Annotated in this window: 17 protein-coding genes and 4 pseudogenes; all 21 read left to right on the top strand. The window is 36.4% G+C overall.

All coding sequences use genetic code 11. The annotated features are described in order from the left end of the window. Positions 1–41: 41 nt before the first annotated feature. The 21 genes and pseudogenes from dcm to Q4A91_RS00570 all read left to right on the top strand — a co-directional run bounded on the left by dcm (position 42) and on the right by Q4A91_RS00570 (position 18,019). Positions 42–1,401, top strand: a pseudogene (dcm, locus tag Q4A91_RS00670) (DNA (cytosine-5-)-methyltransferase). Then, on the top strand, positions 1,385–1,834 hold the full coding sequence (locus Q4A91_RS00665) for a hypothetical protein (RefSeq protein WP_303204035.1): 450 nt from the start codon (positions 1,385–1,387) through the stop codon (positions 1,832–1,834). Before dcm ends, Q4A91_RS00665 begins: the two are co-directional and overlap by 17 nt. Next, positions 1,827–2,207: a hypothetical protein gene (locus Q4A91_RS00660; RefSeq protein ID WP_303204034.1), complete on the top strand. Its 381-nt coding sequence runs from the start codon at positions 1,827–1,829 to the stop codon at positions 2,205–2,207. Before Q4A91_RS00665 ends, Q4A91_RS00660 begins: the two co-directional genes overlap by 8 nt. Before the next feature lie 12 nt (positions 2,208–2,219). Further along, complete coding sequence (locus tag Q4A91_RS00655) at positions 2,220–2,453, top strand: hypothetical protein (protein ID WP_000840776.1); 234 nt, start codon at positions 2,220–2,222, stop codon at positions 2,451–2,453. A 2-nt stretch (positions 2,454–2,455) separates the two neighbouring features. Beyond that, on the top strand, positions 2,456–3,043 hold the full coding sequence (locus Q4A91_RS00650) for a CPBP family intramembrane glutamic endopeptidase (protein WP_303204021.1): 588 nt from the start codon (positions 2,456–2,458) through the stop codon (positions 3,041–3,043). Positions 3,044–3,378: 335 nt separating this feature from the next. Continuing rightward, positions 3,379–3,642: a hypothetical protein gene (locus Q4A91_RS00645; RefSeq protein ID WP_303204020.1), complete on the top strand. Its 264-nt coding sequence runs from the start codon at positions 3,379–3,381 to the stop codon at positions 3,640–3,642. A 32-nt stretch (positions 3,643–3,674) separates the two neighbouring features. Beyond that, the gene (locus tag Q4A91_RS00640; protein ID WP_303204019.1) at positions 3,675–4,262 is read left to right on the top strand and encodes an ATP-binding cassette domain-containing protein; all 588 of its coding nucleotides are present in this window, start codon (positions 3,675–3,677) and stop codon (positions 4,260–4,262) included. Between the two features lie 3 nt (positions 4,263–4,265). Then, positions 4,266–5,450 carry a hypothetical protein gene (locus Q4A91_RS00635; protein WP_303204018.1) on the top strand — a complete coding sequence of 395 codons (1,185 nt, stop codon included), beginning with the start codon at positions 4,266–4,268 and terminating at the stop codon, positions 5,448–5,450. A 456-nt stretch (positions 5,451–5,906) separates the two neighbouring features. Continuing rightward, the gene (locus Q4A91_RS00630) at positions 5,907–6,542 is read left to right on the top strand and encodes a hypothetical protein (RefSeq protein WP_303204017.1); all 636 of its coding nucleotides are present in this window, start codon (positions 5,907–5,909) and stop codon (positions 6,540–6,542) included. A gap of 123 nt (positions 6,543–6,665) precedes the next feature. Next, positions 6,666–6,839, top strand: coding sequence for a CPBP family glutamic-type intramembrane protease (locus tag Q4A91_RS00625; protein WP_368389522.1), 174 nt, complete (start codon positions 6,666–6,668; stop codon positions 6,837–6,839). A gap of 128 nt (positions 6,840–6,967) precedes the next feature. Further along, a complete protein-coding gene (locus tag Q4A91_RS00620) occupies positions 6,968–7,558 on the top strand; it encodes a type IV toxin-antitoxin system AbiEi family antitoxin domain-containing protein (RefSeq protein ID WP_075567408.1) in 591 nt (196 codons plus the stop codon). Then, a pseudogene (locus Q4A91_RS00615) lies at positions 7,558–8,396 on the top strand (nucleotidyl transferase AbiEii/AbiGii toxin family protein). The gene Q4A91_RS00620 and the pseudogene Q4A91_RS00615 overlap by 1 nt, the downstream one beginning before the upstream one ends. Before the next feature lie 282 nt (positions 8,397–8,678). Continuing rightward, entirely contained in the window at positions 8,679–8,978 is a 300-nt protein-coding gene (locus Q4A91_RS00610) for a hypothetical protein (protein ID WP_303204015.1), read from the top strand. After that, the gene (locus Q4A91_RS00605; protein WP_303204014.1) at positions 8,968–9,456 is read left to right on the top strand and encodes a hypothetical protein; all 489 of its coding nucleotides are present in this window, start codon (positions 8,968–8,970) and stop codon (positions 9,454–9,456) included. Before Q4A91_RS00610 ends, Q4A91_RS00605 begins: the two co-directional genes overlap by 11 nt. Continuing rightward, positions 9,456–11,331 (top strand): annotated as a pseudogene (locus Q4A91_RS00600) (VirD4-like conjugal transfer protein, CD1115 family). Before Q4A91_RS00605 ends, Q4A91_RS00600 begins: the two are co-directional and overlap by 1 nt. A gap of 20 nt (positions 11,332–11,351) precedes the next feature. Beyond that, positions 11,352–11,609 carry a hypothetical protein gene (locus tag Q4A91_RS00595; RefSeq protein WP_303204013.1) on the top strand — a complete coding sequence of 86 codons (258 nt, stop codon included), beginning with the start codon at positions 11,352–11,354 and terminating at the stop codon, positions 11,607–11,609. A 1-nt stretch (position 11,610) separates the two neighbouring features. Next, positions 11,611–12,465: a type IV secretion system protein gene (locus Q4A91_RS00590; protein WP_303204012.1), complete on the top strand. Its 855-nt coding sequence runs from the start codon at positions 11,611–11,613 to the stop codon at positions 12,463–12,465. 53 nt (positions 12,466–12,518) lie between these two features. Then, entirely contained in the window at positions 12,519–12,878 is a 360-nt protein-coding gene (locus tag Q4A91_RS00585; RefSeq protein ID WP_254753779.1) for a PrgI family protein, read from the top strand. Beyond that, positions 12,829–15,186, top strand: a pseudogene (locus tag Q4A91_RS00580) (VirB4-like conjugal transfer ATPase, CD1110 family). The gene Q4A91_RS00585 and the pseudogene Q4A91_RS00580 overlap by 50 nt, the downstream one beginning before the upstream one ends. 11 nt (positions 15,187–15,197) lie before the next feature. Then, positions 15,198–15,350 (top strand): hypothetical protein, encoded by a 153-nt coding sequence (locus tag Q4A91_RS00575; protein ID WP_303204011.1) that lies wholly within the window; start codon positions 15,198–15,200, stop codon positions 15,348–15,350. Between the two features lie 17 nt (positions 15,351–15,367). Then, positions 15,368–18,019: a phage tail tip lysozyme gene (locus Q4A91_RS00570; protein ID WP_368389521.1), complete on the top strand. Its 2,652-nt coding sequence runs from the start codon at positions 15,368–15,370 to the stop codon at positions 18,017–18,019. Positions 18,020–18,109: the final 90 nt, after the last annotated feature.

Here is an 18,109-nt window from a genome sequence, read left to right as displayed (position 1 = left end):
ATTCTGGCAATGATAGTCGATAAGAAAGGGGTGATCAAGAAATGAGATTTATTGATTTATTTTCAGGTATCGGTGGCTTTCGACTTGGAATGGAAAGTGTCGGACACGAGTGTATTGGATTTTGTGAGATTGATAAATTTGCTAGAGAATCTTATAAGTCCATTTTTCAAACGGAAGGAGAAATAGAATTTCATGACATACGAGATGTTTCAGATGACGAATTTAAAAAAACTTAGAGGGAAAGTCGATGTCATCTGTGGGGGATTCCCTTGTCAAGCATTTTCAATCGCAGGAAGACGATTGGGATTTGAAGATACTAGAGGAACTTTGTTCTTTGAAATTGCTCGGGCGGCCAAACAAATCCAACCACGTTTTCTTTTTCTTGAAAATGTTAAAGGCCTACTCAATCACGATAAGGGACGGACGTTCACCACAATTCTTACCACACTTGATGAGTTGGGGTTTGATGTTGAGTGGCAGGTGCTTAACAGTAAGGATTTTGGCGTTCCCCAAAACAGAGAGAGGGTGTTTATTATCGGACATTCTAGAAAGAAAGGTACCAGACTCCTATTTCCTTTCAGACGAGAAGGTCAAGCAACTAACTCTGAGACTTTAAAAACACTAGGGAATTTGAATCCATCAAAAAGTGGAATGAGTGGTAAAGTCTATTATTCAGAAGGTCTTGCGCCAACCTTAGTTCGTGGAAAAGGAGAAGGATTTAAGGTTGCGATTCCTTGTATGACACCAGACAGATTAGAAAAAAGACAAAATGGTAGACGATTTAAGGATAATCAAGAGCCAATGTTTACTTTAAATACTCAAGATCGTCATGGCATTGTCGTTGTTGGAGATTTACCGACTAGCTTTAAGGAGACCGGTCGTGTCTATGGAAGTGAGGGGTTATCTCCAACACTGACTACGATGCAAGGTGGAGATAAAATCCCCAAAATACTGATTCCAGAACCAATCCAATTTCTAAAAGTCCGGGAGGCAACTAAAAAAGGATATGCTCAAGCACAAATAGGAGATTCAATCAATTTGGAAAGACCAAGTTCTCAGTATCGTCGTGGTAGGGTTGGAAAAGGTATAGCTAATACGTTAACAACTAGTGGACAAATGGGAGTAGTAGTTGCTAGTTATGAAGGAGAAGATAAACAAATTTATCATGTAGCCGGTGTCTTAATAGATGGACAATTTTACCGTCTGAGGATACGACGAATCACTCCTAAAGAATGTTTTCGCTTGCAGGGTTTTCCTGATTGGGTTTTTGAAGCTGCTAGAAAAGTCTCTAGTAATAGTCAGCTCTATAAACAAGCTGGTAATAGTGTAACCGTTCCTGTGATTGCCGCAATCGCAAAGAAATTAAAAGAAGTAGAGGAAAAAGATGAAAGCATTAAATAAAGAATCAATACTAGATTGTGATGAATTAGAAACAGAATTACATGATGCAGAAATTAAACAGCTGGATGAACAATTATTTTTGATGCCCAATTATCCATGTGAGTTTGAAGTGACATTTTTAGATGATTATCATAAAAAACACAACTACCCCCTATTTTACGAATCTTATCTTCAAAACGTTATGGAATTCCTTGAAAGTCAAGATATAAAGAACGGAGCTGATGCCTTTGTAGATGATCATCAAAATCTTGTTTTTGTTTTATATGGACAAGGCTATCGAGCCGAGGGAAAAGAGGGAATACTTACAACCCAAGTAACTGTAAAAGCTTATGATGAAGACAAGAAACCGATTAATTTCGCAAATTTATTAGATTCCTTAATAGTCTCAGAATATCAAATGGAACCGAATCTTTGGGAGGTCTCCCATGATTGATCTCTATCTAAGTAAAAATAGCCAAAGAAATCAACTTCTTTTAGACTTCTTCCAAAACTATGGCATCGAGGTATCTTGTCATTCAGTTTCTGAAATGACAAAGGACAAATTAATTGAGATGATGAGCTATTCTTCAGATTGTTTTGAGTTTTTATCTCCCAATTTATTACGATTTAAGAACCATGACAATCTAAGATTAACGGATTTCGTTGAGATGATCTTAAAAAATCCTGAACTAACCATCAGACTTCCTCTAGCGGTTTCAAATAAGCGGGTTTATCCAAATCTGAATTTGGAAGAGGCTAGAGCTTTATTGCCAAGAGATACGAAACAATTGATTTACATGGCACAAACACATTATTTATCTAACTGAAGGAGAAGAAATATGGCTGAACGATTTTGGGAGAACTTGTCCATTATTTTGGCTGAAAGAAATATCAGCTGGATTGAGTTAACCAGAAAAATGTTTGCGGGAGAGTTTCACTATCCAAGTGAATTGAATCGTTTGTATCAAAAGATTCGTCACTATAAGATGGAACAACGAATGCCTCAAAGTCCATGGGTAGAAAGGATTGTGCAGGTATTAGATTTAGATTATGAAGATTTATTTCGGAGGTAACTATGAAAAGAATAATTCCAGTTTATATATTTCAACAAGTAAATGTTCTATTGGTATCTCTATACTTACTTAAATTTCTTTGTATCGGTGAGTTAACTATACTACAGATTCTCTATGGTGTGTCACTCATTTCTTTTTTATGGATGTATAGTCAACGAAAACAAGTGGCCAAGGTCAATATGAAAATTAGGATAAAGTGGATTAGTATTGGATTCGTTAGCCTACTGATTATAAGTCTATGTTTTAGTCTGATTCATGCTCAAGAAAGCACGAATCAAGCAAACTTAATTGGCCTTCGAAATCAAGTTCCTTGGTTTTCATTTTTATTGTTCTTAATCAATGCTAGTATGGTTGAAGAATTTCTGTATCGAGAAATTTTATGGAACTTGGTTAGAAAATTAGATATTAGAGTTGCTTTGACAAGTGTTTTATTTGCCTTAGCACATCATCCAGGAACCATTTTAGCTTGGTGTTTGTATGTTTCACTTGGGATGTTTTTAGGGATGGTGCGCTATAAATCGGACTTATGGGGCAGTATGGGACTACATTTGGTGTGGAACCTACTAGTTTATAGTTTGCTGCTATTTTAAAATAGGTGACCAGATTTTTAGGTAACTTCTAAAACTAACTTCCAGTTTCCCACAACCTAGCTTTTAGTATGAGAAAAATGCGTGAAATCAGTGGAAATTCGTCTTAGACTAACTTCCACTGATTTTCTTTTTCTTGATATATAAGGGTTCAAAAGTGAAAAGACTCAGAAAAAAGTGCACGACAAATAGCCCTAAAACAGAGTCGTCTTAGAGTAAATTCCAGTTGCTAGCGTTTAGTGTGAGACTTTTCGGATCAAAAAAACTATTGCATAACAAATAAAAAATGATATAATTAAAGCGCTTTCGGAAGTAAATATATTAGCGAGGTGGAAGCCATGAAAAAATCAGCAAAAGTTGTTTTATTAGCTAGTTTGTTATCTGTTGGTCTTTTTCAGTCCAGTGTTTCTGCTAAGACCGTTCTTAAAAGTTATCGGTATGATTGGAATACCTACTATAAGACTAGTATGAATTACCATGCACATAGTTATAAAGTCATTCCGGAATGGTCTCGTTATTATAGCTATTCTGAGTATATAGTTGGCGGAGGCTGGAACTACGATCGTTATGAGGTAGTAAACCGTTACAGAGGAGGCTATTAATCCTTAAAGAGTGATAAAAAGGAGGGCAAGATATGTTGCAGCTTACTCATGTGACCTTAAAAACGCGACAAGTCATCTTACAAGATGTTGATTTCACATTTGAAAAGGGCAGTATTTATGGCCTTCTTGCTATCAATGGCTCGGGAAAGACGACTCTGTTCCGAGCCATTAGCAATTTAATTCCTATAAGTAGTGGAAATATCGCAGTCCCTCCTTCTTTATTTTATTATGAGAGCGTTGAATGGCTGTATGGAAACTTAAGTGGGATGGACTATCTTCGCCTTATAAAAAATATCTGGCAGTCAGACCTGAACTTGAGGGATGAAATCGCCTACTGGGAAATGTCTGATTACATCAGCCTTCCCATTCGCAAGTATTCCTTAGGCATGAAGCAACGCTTGGTTATTGCCATGTATTTTCTTAGTCAGGCGAAATGTTGGCTCATGGATGAGATTACAAATGGCTTAGATGAGTATTATCGACAGAAATTTTTTGATAGACTGGCACAAATCGATAGACAAGAGCAGCTGGTTCTTTTAAGTTCCCACTATAAGGAAGAGTTGGTTGATGTCTGCGATAGAATAGTAACCATTCGTCAGGGACAGATAGAAGAGGTTTAGTTTATGAAAGATGTTAGTCTATTTTTATTGAAAAAAGTTTTTAAAAGTCGCTTAAATTGGATTGTCTTAGCTTTATTTGTATCTGTACTCGGTGTTACCTTTTATTTTAATAGCCAGACTGCAAACTCGGTCAGCTTGGAGAGCAGGTTGGGAAGTCGTATTACAGCCAACGAGAGAGCTATCAATGAAAATGAAGAGAAGCTCTCCCAAATCTCTGACACCAGCTCGGAGGAATACCAAATTGCTAAAAGTGATTTAGACGTGCAAAAAAATCTTTTGACGCGAAAGACAGAAATTCTGACTTTATTAAAAGAAGGACACTGGAAAGAAGCCTACTATTTGCAGTGGCAAGATGAAGAGAAGAATTATGAATTTGTATCAAATGACCCAACTGCTAGCTCTGACTTAATAATGGCGGTTGACCGCGAACGGAAGATTTACCAAGCCCTATATCCCTTGAATATAAAAGCACACAATTTAGATTATCCGACCCACGGGATTGATCAGATTGTCTGGATTTTAGAGGCTATCATCCCAAGCTTGTTTGTGATTGCTATTATTTTTATGTTAACGCAACTATTTACAGAAAGATATCAAAATAATCTTGACACAGCTCAGTTATATCCTTTTTCAAAAGTGACATTTGCAATGTCCTCTCTGGGAGTTGGGGTGAGCTATGTAACCGTGCTATTTATCGGAATCAGCGGCTTTTCTTTTCTAGTGGGAAGCCTGATAAGTGGTTTTGGGCAGTTAGATTATCCCTACCCGATTTATAGCTTAACGAATCAAGAGGTAACTATTGGAAAGATACAAGATGTATTATTTCCTGGCTTGTTATTAGCTTTCTTAGCCTTTATCGTCATTGTGGAAGTCGTCTACTTGATTACTTACTTTTTCAAGCAAAAAATGCCTGTCCTCTTTCTTTCACTCATTGGAATTGTTGGCTTGTTGTTTGGTATCCAAACGATCCAGCCTTTTCAGAGTATTGCCCATCTAATTCCCTTTACTTACTTGCGTTCAGTAGAGATTTTATCTGGAAGACTACCTAAGCAAATTGATAATGTCAATCTAAATTGGAGCATGGGGATGGTCTTACTTCCTTGCCTGATTATCCTTTTGTTAGTGGGGATTCTATTTATTGAAAGATGGGGAAGTTCACAGAATAAAGAATTTTTTAATAGATCCTAGCTTTCCTATAGGGAAAATAAGTAAAAACTAACATAGAGAGGGAATCAACTTGATTCTCTCTTTTTGATTCGAAAATCAAGCCAAAATACAAACACAAACTTTTCAAAAAAAGGTAACTTCTAAAACTAACTTCCAGTTTTGGGAGAGAGATGGAAGTTACTTTGAGAAGTTACGGACCTGATTTTTAGATATTCATAATGAATTTAATTGTTGACAAATATGGACTAATTGCGTATAATGAAGGTAATTAAATGATATAATTACTTGTGGGCTAGTGGATATGGTCTGCACCCGCCTGTGGGCTCCGCTCTCAGTTTAGACTGTTTGTTGAGAAAAAGAATAGCAGGACTGCCTACCCTTGAGGAATAGATAGGGCATATCTAGCGTGAGGTGAAACTCAATACGTGGGAGAGAAGGAAGCAGGAGCTTCCTTCTCTTTTTTATGAGAAAATTCAAATGACTTATACTTTGGAATGGCTAAAGACTTTTGATGGAGAGATTGATATTCTCAATATTAAGATGAATTGCTTGGCCAATACTATTGAGAAAAATGTTTCTCAGTACAAATATATTTATCAGACAAATATGGAGAACTGTCCTGAAATTATTCTATCAGTCCCAAACTCCTCCATTCCTCATCTATTAGGATTATCTAGAGAACATCATGTTAATTTACCAACTAATAATGCTGGGAGTATTTTTGAAGGATTAAAAGATGATTGGACATTGGAAAGCCTGAATAAAGCTGATAATGGTTGGTTCAACGAAAATAAATTCAAAATAGTTGGAACCTTGTTGCTTTATCAAATGTTACATGTAATGGAGTGTAAATTCTATACAACTGATGGCATTTTGAATAGAAGAGTTGGTAGCCGATTTAGAAGAGATCATATTTATTTTGTAGTCTTTAAATTAAGTAATGGTATTAGTTATACAGTAGAACTATCACGTGAACAAGGTAATCAATACTTTCCAAGAAGCCTTAAAATCAATGATACCTCCGTTACAGATTGTAGAGAAATAGAGCTTAGACTCATTAATAAGATTAGATTTAAGCCAGTTAAGGCAAGAAAGGTGAAATGGCCATCATGATTTAAAAATTGAAATCATGATTACATCACTATTCTTTTCTTAACAAATGTGAGTATTTTTGAAGAATTTCTGTATCGAGAAATTTTATGAAAGTTAATCAGAAAATTAGATATCAGAGTTTCTTTGACAAGTGTTTTGTTCGCATTAGCTCATCATCCAGGAACCATTCTCGCTTGGTGTTTGTATGTTTCACTTGGAATGTTTTTAGGGATGGTGCATTATAAATCTGATTTATGGGGTAGTATGGGGCTACATTTGGTGTGGAACCTATCAGTCTATGTCTTATTTTTTCTTTAATAATAGCTAGTCTGTCTTACGTATGGATTAATTTTGAAATAAAAAACTAAATGAATTGATTTTAAAGAAATAAAATGCTAACATATATAGAAGATGTTAGCATTTTATTTCTAAGAAAGGAGAATGATATGGTTGATAAAAGAGAGAAACTGATGAACTCTTTCAATCAGTATGGTTTTTTAACTTTTAAACAAGTAATAGATGAAAATTTACACTACAAAACCTTATTAAAAATGGTTGCAGAAGGAAAAATCGATGCTGAAGAAAAAGGGTTATATCGCTTACCTGATATTTATTTAGATGAGTGGTTTGTCCTTCAGTATCGATTTCCAAAGGGAATCTTTTCTTTGGAGACAGCACTTTGGTTACATGGTTTATCTTTGACTATCCCTTCTAACATGACGATGAGTTTTCCTTATGGTACGAATACCAAAAACATTAAGGAAGCAGATATATGTCCTATTATTTTACGCTCTCACTATAGTGAAGGAATTATTGAAATAGAGCGCCTTCCTGGTCAATTTATTAAAGTTTATGAAGTTGAACGAGTTTTGGTTGAATGTCTAAGACCAGTTCATCAGGTGGATCTTCAAATTATTGCACCAGCGTTTAAAAAATATTTTCAACAAAATAAAATTCATTTACACAAATTATTTTATTATGCCCAGCTATTTAAAGTAACTGATAAGTTACAATCTTATACGGAGGTACTATCTTAATATTTTCAAATGCCAATAGCTTTAAAGCAAAAATCAAAAACATTTCAAAAGATAAGGGAATTCCAGCTCAACAAGTACAACAACATTATTTAATTGAGCAAGTGTTAAAGCTGATTTCTACTAGTTCTTATAGAGATTCCTTCATTGTAAAAGGAGGGTATCTAATAGGTCAAATGATTGGACTAGATAAGCGAACCACAATGGATTTAGATGTCACTCTGAAGGGAACCGAAATGAGCAGAGAAAATTTGATTCATATCTTTGAAGAGATTCTTTGTTCTAAAACTGATGGATTTTCATTTTCAGTAGATAAGCTAGAACCTATTCGCCAAGATGATGAATATGGAGGATTTTCATTAAAATTAAATGCAACTTTTGATACATTAAAGGAGGTTGTTTTTATTGATATTACTACTGGTGATAAGATCACACCAAGAGAAATTACTTATTCAATGACTTCTATCTTTACTAATGAAAGCATCAAGATATGGACATATAATATAGAGACTGTACTTGCTGAAAAGTTAGAAACGATCACATTAGTAGGGGATTAGCTTCGACACGCCCACGTGATCGATATGATCTTTTCACCTTATATAAACTTAGAAAAGAAGAGATTAATCTAGAAGTATTAAAAAATGCACTTGAGAAAACGGCAGAAAAACGTAAAAGTAAAGATACTATTTATAATTGGGAAGAACAAGTGAGAGGAATTGAAATTTCTGATTATCAGAAAGAGCTATGGATTCGTTATCAACGCCAATTTAAGTATGCTAAAGATATCTCATTTGATAACTCTGTTCAGGTTATTAGGGAAATTATGCAACAAATATTTTAGTACAAAAGTAACTCATTAGTAAAGCAGTGAGTTGCTTTTTTTATTCCAATAACTCCAAAAATGTGATAAAAATTTCAACTACTCTTATCTATAATAAAGTTACCTGTTCTTTGAAAATTGAATCCACTCCGTCTTGATTAGCGTGCCTGTGTAAGTAGGGACTGAGAGTATTTCCCTGTGAAGGGCAACTGGCACAAGACGTGTGTGAGAATTTTCTAACAGACACGGAGTTTATCGTTACCAGACTTAAACGATGCGACAAACTAGATAAAGGAGTTAATCATGAAGGTAGTAAACTTGTATGATTTGAAACAAATGGGAAATAAGGGTGGTTGTACCATCCAATTGATTCATCACTGTCCCTTTGGTATGGGCTTAGGACATCTCAAAAAAGACTACATTGAATTTAAAAGAGTTGGTATCTTTGATGGGAAGGCAGTAGAAGTCACTCTTCGAGAACCTTATTCGAGAAATCTACTGCAGGTTGTCAAGTCGATTAAGCAACATCAGAAATTGATAGCTTATCGTTATAAAGAAGGAAAATTGCTATTTGTGAAGAAGGAGGCATCAGATGTTCTCTGAACAACAGGAACGAATGGCAGTTCAATATGCTGAGCGTACTCTTTTATTTACTGTAAGAAGTCTTTTAAAGATTCTAGAATGGTCTAGACGTCAGGCTTTAGAACAGGATTCCGCCTATAAGATAGGGGTGCAGAAATTAGAAGAATTGCTACAATCTCCCTATTCGATTGATACAATTAATCTGAAAAAAGATTTTTTAGACAAACCAATTGATATAGAGAAGTTTAAAGCTTTTTTAGAAAAAGAAGAGATTCCTTTAGCCATCGCTTGGCAAGGGGATTCTCTGCATTTCTACACGAAAGACCGTTCGATTCTAGACAATCATTTAGATTATCTGTTAGAAAAAATGGTTAATGATCCGGAGAAATTAGCTGATTTTACCATGGATAAGTCATTAGACGATGCAATTGATGAGGCTAAATCTCAAATTACCTTTAGACAAGAAGGGGCCGTCAAACAGAAAGAGATGGTGAGATGATGTACAGTGGAAAGAAATTCCTACTATTCTCACTGTTAGGTATCTTACTAGGCTATCTTTTTCATCGTTTGACGCTTTTGTATGATTCCTATACTGGAAATACCTTAGATAAATGGACTCATCTTCTGATGGAAGGTCAAGATGAAGTTCTTCAGTCGCCATGGAATGTTTCCTTTACTGGAAAATCAAGTGCTTTTTTCTACTAGGCTTTGTGATGATGTTACTAGTTTATCTCTATCTAGAGACTGGTTAAAAACAATACCGAGAAGGGGTAGAATACGGGAGCGCCCGTTTTGGAACTCTAAAAGAAAAGAAGCTCTTTTACGGTAAGGAATTTTCTCATGATACGATTTTAGCACAAGATGTTCGTTTGACATTATTAGATAAAAAACCACCTCAATATGATAGAAATAAGAATATTGCGGTGATCGGAGGTTCAGGAAGTGGGAAGACATTTCGCTTTGTGAAACCCAATCTGATTCAAATGAATAGTTCTAATATTGTAGTGGATCCTAAAGATCACTTGGCCGAAAAAACAGGCAAACTCTTTTTAGAACATGGCTACCAAGTAAAGGTGCTAGATTTAGTCAATATGAAGAACTCAGATGGCTTCAATCCTTTTCGCTATATAGAGACAGAAAATGATTTGAATCGCATGCTGACAGTTTATTTCAATAACACCAAAGGCTCTGGCTCCCGAAGTGATCCATTTTGGGATGAAGCTTCTATGACTTTGGTTCGAGCTTTAGCCTCTTACTTGGTCGATTTCTATAATCCACCTAAAACAAGAGAACAGCTCATTGAAGAGAGTCGTTTGAGTCAAACAGAATACCAAAACTTGTTGAAACGTCAAAAAAAAGAAGTGGAAGAGCGAAAAAAACGAGGGCGTTATCCAAGTTTTGCTGAAATCTCAAAACTCATTAAACACTTATCCAAGGGTGAAAACCAAGAAAAAAGGTCTTAGAAATTCTATTTGAAAATTATGCTAAAAAGTATGGAACTGAAAATTTTACCATGCGAAATTGGGCAGATTTCCAAAATTATAAGGATAAGACTCTGGATTCTGTTATAGCTGTAACCACTGCTAAATTTGCCCTCTTCAATATTCAAAGTGTCATGGATTTGACCAAAAGAGATACCCTTGATATGAAGACATGGGGACAGGAAAAATCAATGGTTTACTTAGTTATCCCAGATAACGATAGTACCTTTCGCTTTCTTTCAGCCCTCTTTTTTTCAACCGTATTTCAAACCCTAACAAGACAAGCAGATATTGATTTTAAGGGTCAATTACCTCTTCATGTGAGAGTCTACTTAGATGAATTCGCAAATATTGGAGAAATCCCAGATTTTACTGAACAAACCTCAACAGTCCGTTCTCGGAATATGAGTCTCGTTCCTATTCTACAAAATATTGCCCAACTTCAAGGGCTCTATAAAGAAAAAGAAGCTTGGAAAACCATTTTGGGGAACTGTGATAGCTTAGTCTACTTAGGTGGTAACGATGAAGATACCTTTAAATTTATGAGTGGCTTACTCGGTAAACAAACCATTGATGTTCGAAATACTAGTCGTTCCTTTGGCCAGACAGGTTCAGGATCCCTTTCTCATCAAAAGATTGCTCGCGATTTAATGACACCCGATGAAGTCGGAAATATGAAACGTCATGAATGCTTGGTTCGAATTGCCAATATGCCTGTCTTTAAAAGTAAAAAGTACAATTCCATTAAGCATCCAAACTGGAAATACCTAGCCAATCAAGAAAGCGATGAACGGTGGTGGAACTATCAAATCAATCCTTTAAATCAAAGCCAAGAAAATCATCTTGAAGGCCTTAGAATCCGTGATTTAACTTTTGAATCTAGTTTAAAATAAAAATAGAAAAGAGGAAATAGATGATTACGCATTTTAAAGGTTTTGTTTATGGAGTAGACGCAAGTGCTATGTTTGCACAAGCTATGTCTTTGTTGCAGAAGGAATTGATTGCCGTTGGTGCCTTTCTCGTTGTTGTGGGGATTGTCAATCTTGCAACCAATATTAAAGATGGTGGACCAGGTGTTCGGAATGCCATTCTTGAAATTGTCGGTGGTGTTATGGTCGGGGCTGCTGGAGCCTTTGTAACTCAAATTTCAATTTGGGAGGATAAACAATGACATGAATCTTAGTTTAGTCTCACCCTTTGTTTACCTTGCATCTGAAAAAATATCAGCTGAAAATTTATTTGAAGGATTTAATGTGGATTTACAATCTACGGTAGATCTGATTAAATCTCTATCTAGCTACAATCCAACAGTTTGGACTTATATGTCTAGTATTACTAAAAGCGTCATGCAGCCTCTTGGAGTTGCGATTTTATCAGTTGTTCTCATCTTAGAATTTTCGAAGATGGCAAAGAAAATTGCTAACTCAGGTGGAGCGATGACCTTTGAAGCATTAGCGCCGATGTTGATTAGTTATATTATGGTCGCAGTTGTAATTACCAATACTACCGTTATTGTAGAAGCTATCATCGGGATTGCGAGTCACGCCATTGAACAAGTGGCCTCGATTATGGCTCACGGTGGGGCAAAGTATGATACAATCTCTGGATTAAAAGGTTCAGGATTTATTGGCCGGATGATTGTGGGCTTTTTCGCCCTCCTCATTTGGCTTGTTCGGATAGTAAGTGCAGCCATGGTTAATCTTTTGGTATCTATTCGATTTATTCAACTCTACCTTATGATTCCATTTGCCCCTCTTACGATTCCAACATTTTTAAGTGATGAATGGAAGTCTATTGGTATTGGCTATTTAAAAAATATTATGGTTTATGCGGTACAAGTGGTTCTCATTTTTCTGATTGTTTCTCTTGTTCCTTTGTTTGAATCTGCTGGGAAAATAGCTGTTTCAAATGGTGCAGGAGTCCTGCAATCACTTGCAATTATGTTTGGTAGTTTGGTACAAGCTATCTTACTGATTATTGCCCTCGTTGGTTCTCAACGTACGGCTCGCTCAATCTTAGGTATGTAATTAGATAAAGGCTAGGAAGTGATTGCTTCTTAGCCTTTTTAGAAAGGAAAGTCATGAATACACGTGTCTTTAAAGACATCTCAAAATACCAACACAGGGCTTGGTTAGGCTTCACTACAAGGCAAATCATCTTTGTTTTACCAGCCTTTATTGTCACAATTATTGTTTTGGGCTTGAATCTCTTTTTCTGGCAATTTGGAGATTGGTTTGTTTACGGTTTTGTGTTTGCTTTTACCATCCCCCTCATGCTTTTTGGAGTCTATAAACCCAATGATTTATATTTTGAACATTATTTGAAATACCGTCTTCATTTTGAACTAACGGTTCCCTTACGCACAATTACAGGAAAGAAAGGATCTGAATATGAAAAGAAAATCAAATACATTAAAGAAACAAAAAACTTCAATGACTAATAAAAAGGAAGAAGTTAAAGGGAAAAAAGAGGAAGTGTTACCCTCTACGGCTAATACACTTTCCTATCAAGCTCTGTATCAAAATGGTCTGATGCAGGTAAAAGAAGATTATTTCTCACAAAGCTATTTACTTGGTGATGTCAATTACCAAACTGTTGGTTTAGAAGATAAGGGCGCAATCATTGAGAAGTATTCTGATTTGATTAACTCTTTAGATGATCAAACCAACTTCCAATTGACCATCTTTAATAAAAGATTGAATTTAGAAAAGTTTAGGCAGAGTGTTTTGTATGAGGAAAAAGAAGATGGATATGATACCTATCGTAAAGAATTGAATCGGATGATGAATCAGAATTTAGACAGTGGTGAAAATAACTTTTCAGCTGTGAAACTGATTAGCTTTGGTAGAAAGGATTCTAATCCTAAACAAGCCTATCGTTCCTTGTCCCAAATAGGAGAATATTTCAAGAGTGGTTTCTCAGAAATTGATGCTCGCTTTGAATCCTTGGCTGGAGAAGACCGTGTCAACTTGTTGGCGGATATGCTTAGAGGAGAACACCATCTTCCTTTTTCTTACCGTGATTTAACGAGATCTGGTCAGACAACTCGTCACTTCATAGCGCCTAATCTCTTAGATTTCAAAAACAAGAATTACCTACAAATCAATGACCGCTTATTGCAGATTGTCTATGTGAGAGACTACGGCATGGAATTAGGTGATCAGTTTATCCGAGACCTCATGCAAGGAGATTTGGAATTGATAGTGAGCCTTCATGCTCAAAGTTCGACCAAGGCAGATGCTATGAAGAAACTACGAACGAAGAAAACCTTGATGGAATCCCAAAAGATTGGGGAACAACAAAAACTTGCTCGTACAGGTATCTATTTAGAAAAAGTAGGCCATGTTTTAGAAAGCAATATCGATGAAGCTGAGGAACTCTTAAAAACCATGACCGAGACAAGAGATAGACTATTTCAAACAGTCTTCTTGATTGGTGTTTTTGGTCAGGATGAAGAAGAACTCAAACAAGCTCTAGACACGATTCAACAAGTGGCCGGATCAAATGACCTAATGATTGATAAACTTCCATATTTGCAAGAAGCAGCTTTTAATAGTTTGCAGCCATTTGGTTGTGATTTTTTAGAGGGGATATCACGGAGTTTATTAACGTCCAATGTAGCAGTGAACTCTCCATGGACTTCAGTAGATTTACAAGACCGTAGTGTGAAATATTATGGTATCAATCAAATCTCAAGCAATATTATTACCATTGATCGTAGCCTATTAAATACACCGTCTGGTCTAATTTTAGGAACATCTGGAGCTGGTAAAGGGATGGCAACCAAGCATGAAATCATCACGACCAAAATCAAGGAATCTGGTGAAAATACCGAAATTATTATCGTTGATCCAGAAGCAGAGTACAGTGTTATTGGACGAGCTTTTGGTGGAGAAATGATTGATATTGCGCCCGATTCCCAAACTTATCTCAATGTCCTTGACTTGTCTGAGGAAAATATGGATGAAGATCCTGTAAAGGTAAAATCAGAATTTCTTTTATCCTTTATCGGCAAGTTATTGGATAGAAAAATGGATGGAAGAGAAAAATCGATTATCGACTGAGTCACCAGACTCACCTATCAGTCATTTAAAGAGCCTTCTCTGGAAGAATGGGTCTTTGTCTTGAGCCAACAACCAGAAGAAGAAGCGCAGAACTTGGCACTTGATATGGAACTTTATGTCGAAGGTTCTCTTGATATTTTTTCTCATAAGACCAATATTCAGACAGGATCCAATTTCTTAATCTATAATGTTAAAAAGTTAGGAGATGAGCTGAAACAAATCGCCCTCATGGTAGTGTTTGATCAGATATGGAATCGTGTTGTTCGGAATCAAAAATTAGGGAAGAAGACCTGGATTTATTTTGATGAAATGCAGCTTCTCTTACTAGATAAATATGCCAGTGATTTCTTCTTTAAATTGTGGAGTCGTGTCAGAAAATATGGAGCTAGTCCGACTGGAATAACTCAAAACGTCGAAACCTTATTGTTAGATCCAAATGGTAGACGGATTATTGCAAATAGTGAATTTATGATTCTCCTCAAGCAAGCAAAAAATGACCGAGAAGAACTAGTTCAACTCTTAGGTTTGTCAAAAGAACTCGAAAAATACCTAGTCAATCCAGAAAAAGGGGCAGGACTGATAAAAGCTGGTTCAGTTGTCGTTCCCTTTAAAAATAAGATTCCTCAAGGTACTCAATTGTTTGATATCATGAGTACGGATCCTGATAAAATGGCTTCTAATTAAGGGGAAGGTAAATGAAGGATAAAAGAGAAATTATACGTGCCCGAAAAGCATTTAGAAGAAGTCTAAAAGATGAGAAGAAATTCTTGAAACAAGGAAAGAAGGAGGTGAGGAAACAGAAAAAGATTCCGCTGTACTGGATGAAAAAAGATGGAAAAAAGAGATAAAGGAAAAGTCAGAGGAGATGAGAGAAGCTTCAAAGGCTAGAGTAAAACAAGCAAATGAAGACTACAATCATATTCTTCAAAATAGTCCTCCATCTCTTTTAAATCGCAAAGAACTAAGAGACAGACGATTGCCTCATGCTAGGAAACGATTGAAAATAGCCAAGAAGCAATTTAAGGAAGCCAAGGTAGAAGCAAAAGAAGAAAGAAAAGAGAGTCGTAAAGAAAGAAAAACCAATCAAAAATTTTTCTACGGTCAGGAATCGAAACATAAATCTAATTTTTTCTTTCAAGGGAAGAGTTTAGAAGAATTAAAAGCTAAGAAAGAAGTCAAGGCCGCAAAAGAGAATCTAAAATCTACTAAACAAGCCTATAAGTCCAAAAAAGTCAGTAGGAAAGCCAAAACTTTTCTTTATGTCCTTGGACGTGAAGGTGGAGAGTTAGCTTCAGATAATGAAGATTTAGAAGGCTATCGCACACTTCAAGAGACAATTAGAAAAGGAAAACACTACAGTCGCCTTTCTTATAACCTTGGAAAAGCTAGTGTCAAAACAGGACAAGCAACAGGTCGTTTTAGCAAGAAAAGACTGACCAACACAAAAGAGCGATACCATCATTTTAAGGATGGAAAAGGATGGAAACTATCGAAAGATAACCCAAGTTCCCTTAAAAATCGGTTTCGAAAATTAAAGAAACAAGGTCTTACAAGTGTCCGAAATATCTATCAAAAACTAAAAGTAGCCTTTTCCTTCTTTACATTTGCGGCTGGAAATCCTGTAACCTGGATAGTTGGAGGAATAGTCTTTCTTCTTTTACTTATAATGAGCTTCTTTTTAGGATTTTCATCTGCTAGTTTGATTCAACAAGATGAATTTGAATTAACAAAAGCTTATACCCACCTAACTTGGGAAGATGTAGAACATACTCGCACAAATGACAAAGGAATTACTTATTACACAAAAGTTGATGATGTGATGGGGTATATGAACTTTAAATTCCATGACCATGAGTTACACAAACCAGTTCACTTATTTAGTTCAGAAACTTACAAGGATTATCTGTCTACTTTGTGGCATGATTTAAACGATGGGGATGATTTGAAATCAATGCAAGACCTCTATGAAACTCCTAAGTATAAACTCTCGAAAGACGATCAAGAGGAAATAAAGGAACTAAAAGAACTAAAAGAAGAGGGTGTCTATGCTTCCATGCAGGAATTGGACAATCCATTTGAGGGGAAAAGCAACGAAGATAGTCTAACCATGACTTATCGTTATGGATACTATGATTTAGACGGAAAACCTACTCTTCAGGAGTACATTCTACTAGAAGCGAAGGCTTACCAAACAATTGTCGCACCAATGGATGGAGTTGTATCTCTAGATGGCGACAATGTTATTCTCACTAACGGAAAAGGAGAGAATGAGAGTCGATTGACCTTGTATTCTATTCATAATGGCCGTGCGATTGAGGGGACAAGAGTCCTAACGGGTGATATTATTGGTGAAACACCAGACGATACAGGTTTGAAAGTTTCCTATCAAAAGTATAAGAACAAGAAAGAAAAATTGGTGTATGTCAATCCGCAATTTTATTTTCCAAAAGTCATTCAACTTCAGACAACTATCTTACCCGCCATTGGTCAGTTTGGTGGGGATGAGTTTGAACGAGCAAAACATATTTATGAGTTTTTGAAATCTCAAGGGGCAAGTCCCCAAGCCATTGCGGCTATTTTAGGAAATTGGTCGGTAGAGTCTTCTATCAATCCTAAACGAGCTGAGGGAGATTATTTATCTCCTCCTGTTGGCGCTACCGATTCCTCATGGGATGATGAAAGCTGGTTAGCGATAGGAGGGCCAGCCATTTATAGTGGTGCTTATCCTAATATCCTTCATAGAGGTTTGGGGTTAGGTCAATGGACGGATACAGCAGATGGTTCAACACGTCATACAGCCTTGTTGAATTATGCACATGCCAAAAATAAGAAATGGTATGATTTAGACCTCCAACTTGATTTTATGCTTCATGGGGATAGTCCTTACTATCAAAGTTGGTTAAAGGATTTCTTTGGAAATACGGGCAGTGCAGCCAATCTCGCCCAACTCTTCCTTACCTATTGGGAGGGAAATTCTGGTGACAAACTACTGGAAAGACAAACCAGGGCAACGGAATGGTATTACCAAATTGAAAAAGGTTTTAGCCAAACAAATGGAGGACAGGCAAAAAGTGACCCGCAATCCCTTGAAGGGGTTCGTGGGGACTTGTATGATCATTCTGTTCCTGGTGGTGGAGATGGTATGGCCTATGCCTATGGACAATGTACATGGGGTGTTGCGGCTCGTATGAATCAGTTAGGATTAAAGCTAAAAGGTAGAAATGGAGAAAAGATTTCAATCATTAATACCATGGGAAATGGTCAGGACTGGGTTGCGACAGCTTCAAGTCTTGGTGGAGAAACGGGTTCCACACCAAGAGCAGGTGCTATTGTTTCTTTTGTAGGAGGTACACATGGGACACCAGCAGACTATGGTCATGTGGCTTTTGTCGAGAAGGTCTATGATGATGGTTCTTTTCTAGTTTCTGAAACCAACTATGGTGGCAACCCTAACTATACCTTTAGAAAAATCTCTCAAGCAGATAGTGCCATCAGTTTTGCTTATACGACGAAATAAAAAAAATCATGTCATCAGTTTAGGTGACATGATTCTTATTTTGGCTCTATAATATCTGTAGTGGGTAAAAACCACTATGGAAATTATGGA

Origin of the sequence: Streptococcus sp. (assembly GCF_030528045.1) — a bacterium.
Classification (GTDB): domain Bacteria; phylum Bacillota; class Bacilli; order Lactobacillales; family Streptococcaceae; genus Streptococcus.
This window is presented reverse-complemented; position numbering and strand designations above follow the sequence as displayed.

Excerpts from the sequence above, each read along its gene's own strand:
- Q4A91_RS00645 (WP_303204020.1), top strand. The coding sequence starts at position 3,379 with ATGAAAAAATCAGCAAAAGTTGTTTTATTAGCTAGTTTGTTATCTGTT.
- Q4A91_RS00630 (WP_303204017.1), top strand. The coding sequence starts at position 5,907 with ATGACTTATACTTTGGAATGGCTAAAGACTTTTGATGGAGAGATTGAT.
- Q4A91_RS00610 (WP_303204015.1), top strand. The coding sequence starts at position 8,679 with ATGAAGGTAGTAAACTTGTATGATTTGAAACAAATGGGAAATAAGGGT.
- Q4A91_RS00590 (WP_303204012.1), top strand. The coding sequence starts at position 11,611 with ATGAATCTTAGTTTAGTCTCACCCTTTGTTTACCTTGCATCTGAAAAA.
- Q4A91_RS00605 (WP_303204014.1), top strand. The coding sequence starts at position 8,968 with ATGTTCTCTGAACAACAGGAACGAATGGCAGTTCAATATGCTGAGCGT.
- Q4A91_RS00640 (WP_303204019.1), top strand. The coding sequence starts at position 3,675 with ATGTTGCAGCTTACTCATGTGACCTTAAAAACGCGACAAGTCATCTTA.
- Q4A91_RS00655 (WP_000840776.1), top strand. The coding sequence starts at position 2,220 with ATGGCTGAACGATTTTGGGAGAACTTGTCCATTATTTTGGCTGAAAGA.
- Q4A91_RS00595 (WP_303204013.1), top strand. The coding sequence starts at position 11,352 with ATGATTACGCATTTTAAAGGTTTTGTTTATGGAGTAGACGCAAGTGCT.
- Q4A91_RS00575 (WP_303204011.1), top strand. The coding sequence starts at position 15,198 with ATGAAGGATAAAAGAGAAATTATACGTGCCCGAAAAGCATTTAGAAGA.
- Q4A91_RS00570 (WP_368389521.1), top strand. The coding sequence starts at position 15,368 with ATGAGAGAAGCTTCAAAGGCTAGAGTAAAACAAGCAAATGAAGACTAC.
- Q4A91_RS00650 (WP_303204021.1), top strand. The coding sequence starts at position 2,456 with ATGAAAAGAATAATTCCAGTTTATATATTTCAACAAGTAAATGTTCTA.
- Q4A91_RS00635 (WP_303204018.1), top strand. The coding sequence starts at position 4,266 with ATGAAAGATGTTAGTCTATTTTTATTGAAAAAAGTTTTTAAAAGTCGC.
- Q4A91_RS00585 (WP_254753779.1), top strand. The coding sequence starts at position 12,519 with ATGAATACACGTGTCTTTAAAGACATCTCAAAATACCAACACAGGGCT.
- Q4A91_RS00665 (WP_303204035.1), top strand. The coding sequence starts at position 1,385 with ATGAAAGCATTAAATAAAGAATCAATACTAGATTGTGATGAATTAGAA.
- Q4A91_RS00620 (WP_075567408.1), top strand. The coding sequence starts at position 6,968 with ATGGTTGATAAAAGAGAGAAACTGATGAACTCTTTCAATCAGTATGGT.
- Q4A91_RS00660 (WP_303204034.1), top strand. The coding sequence starts at position 1,827 with ATGATTGATCTCTATCTAAGTAAAAATAGCCAAAGAAATCAACTTCTT.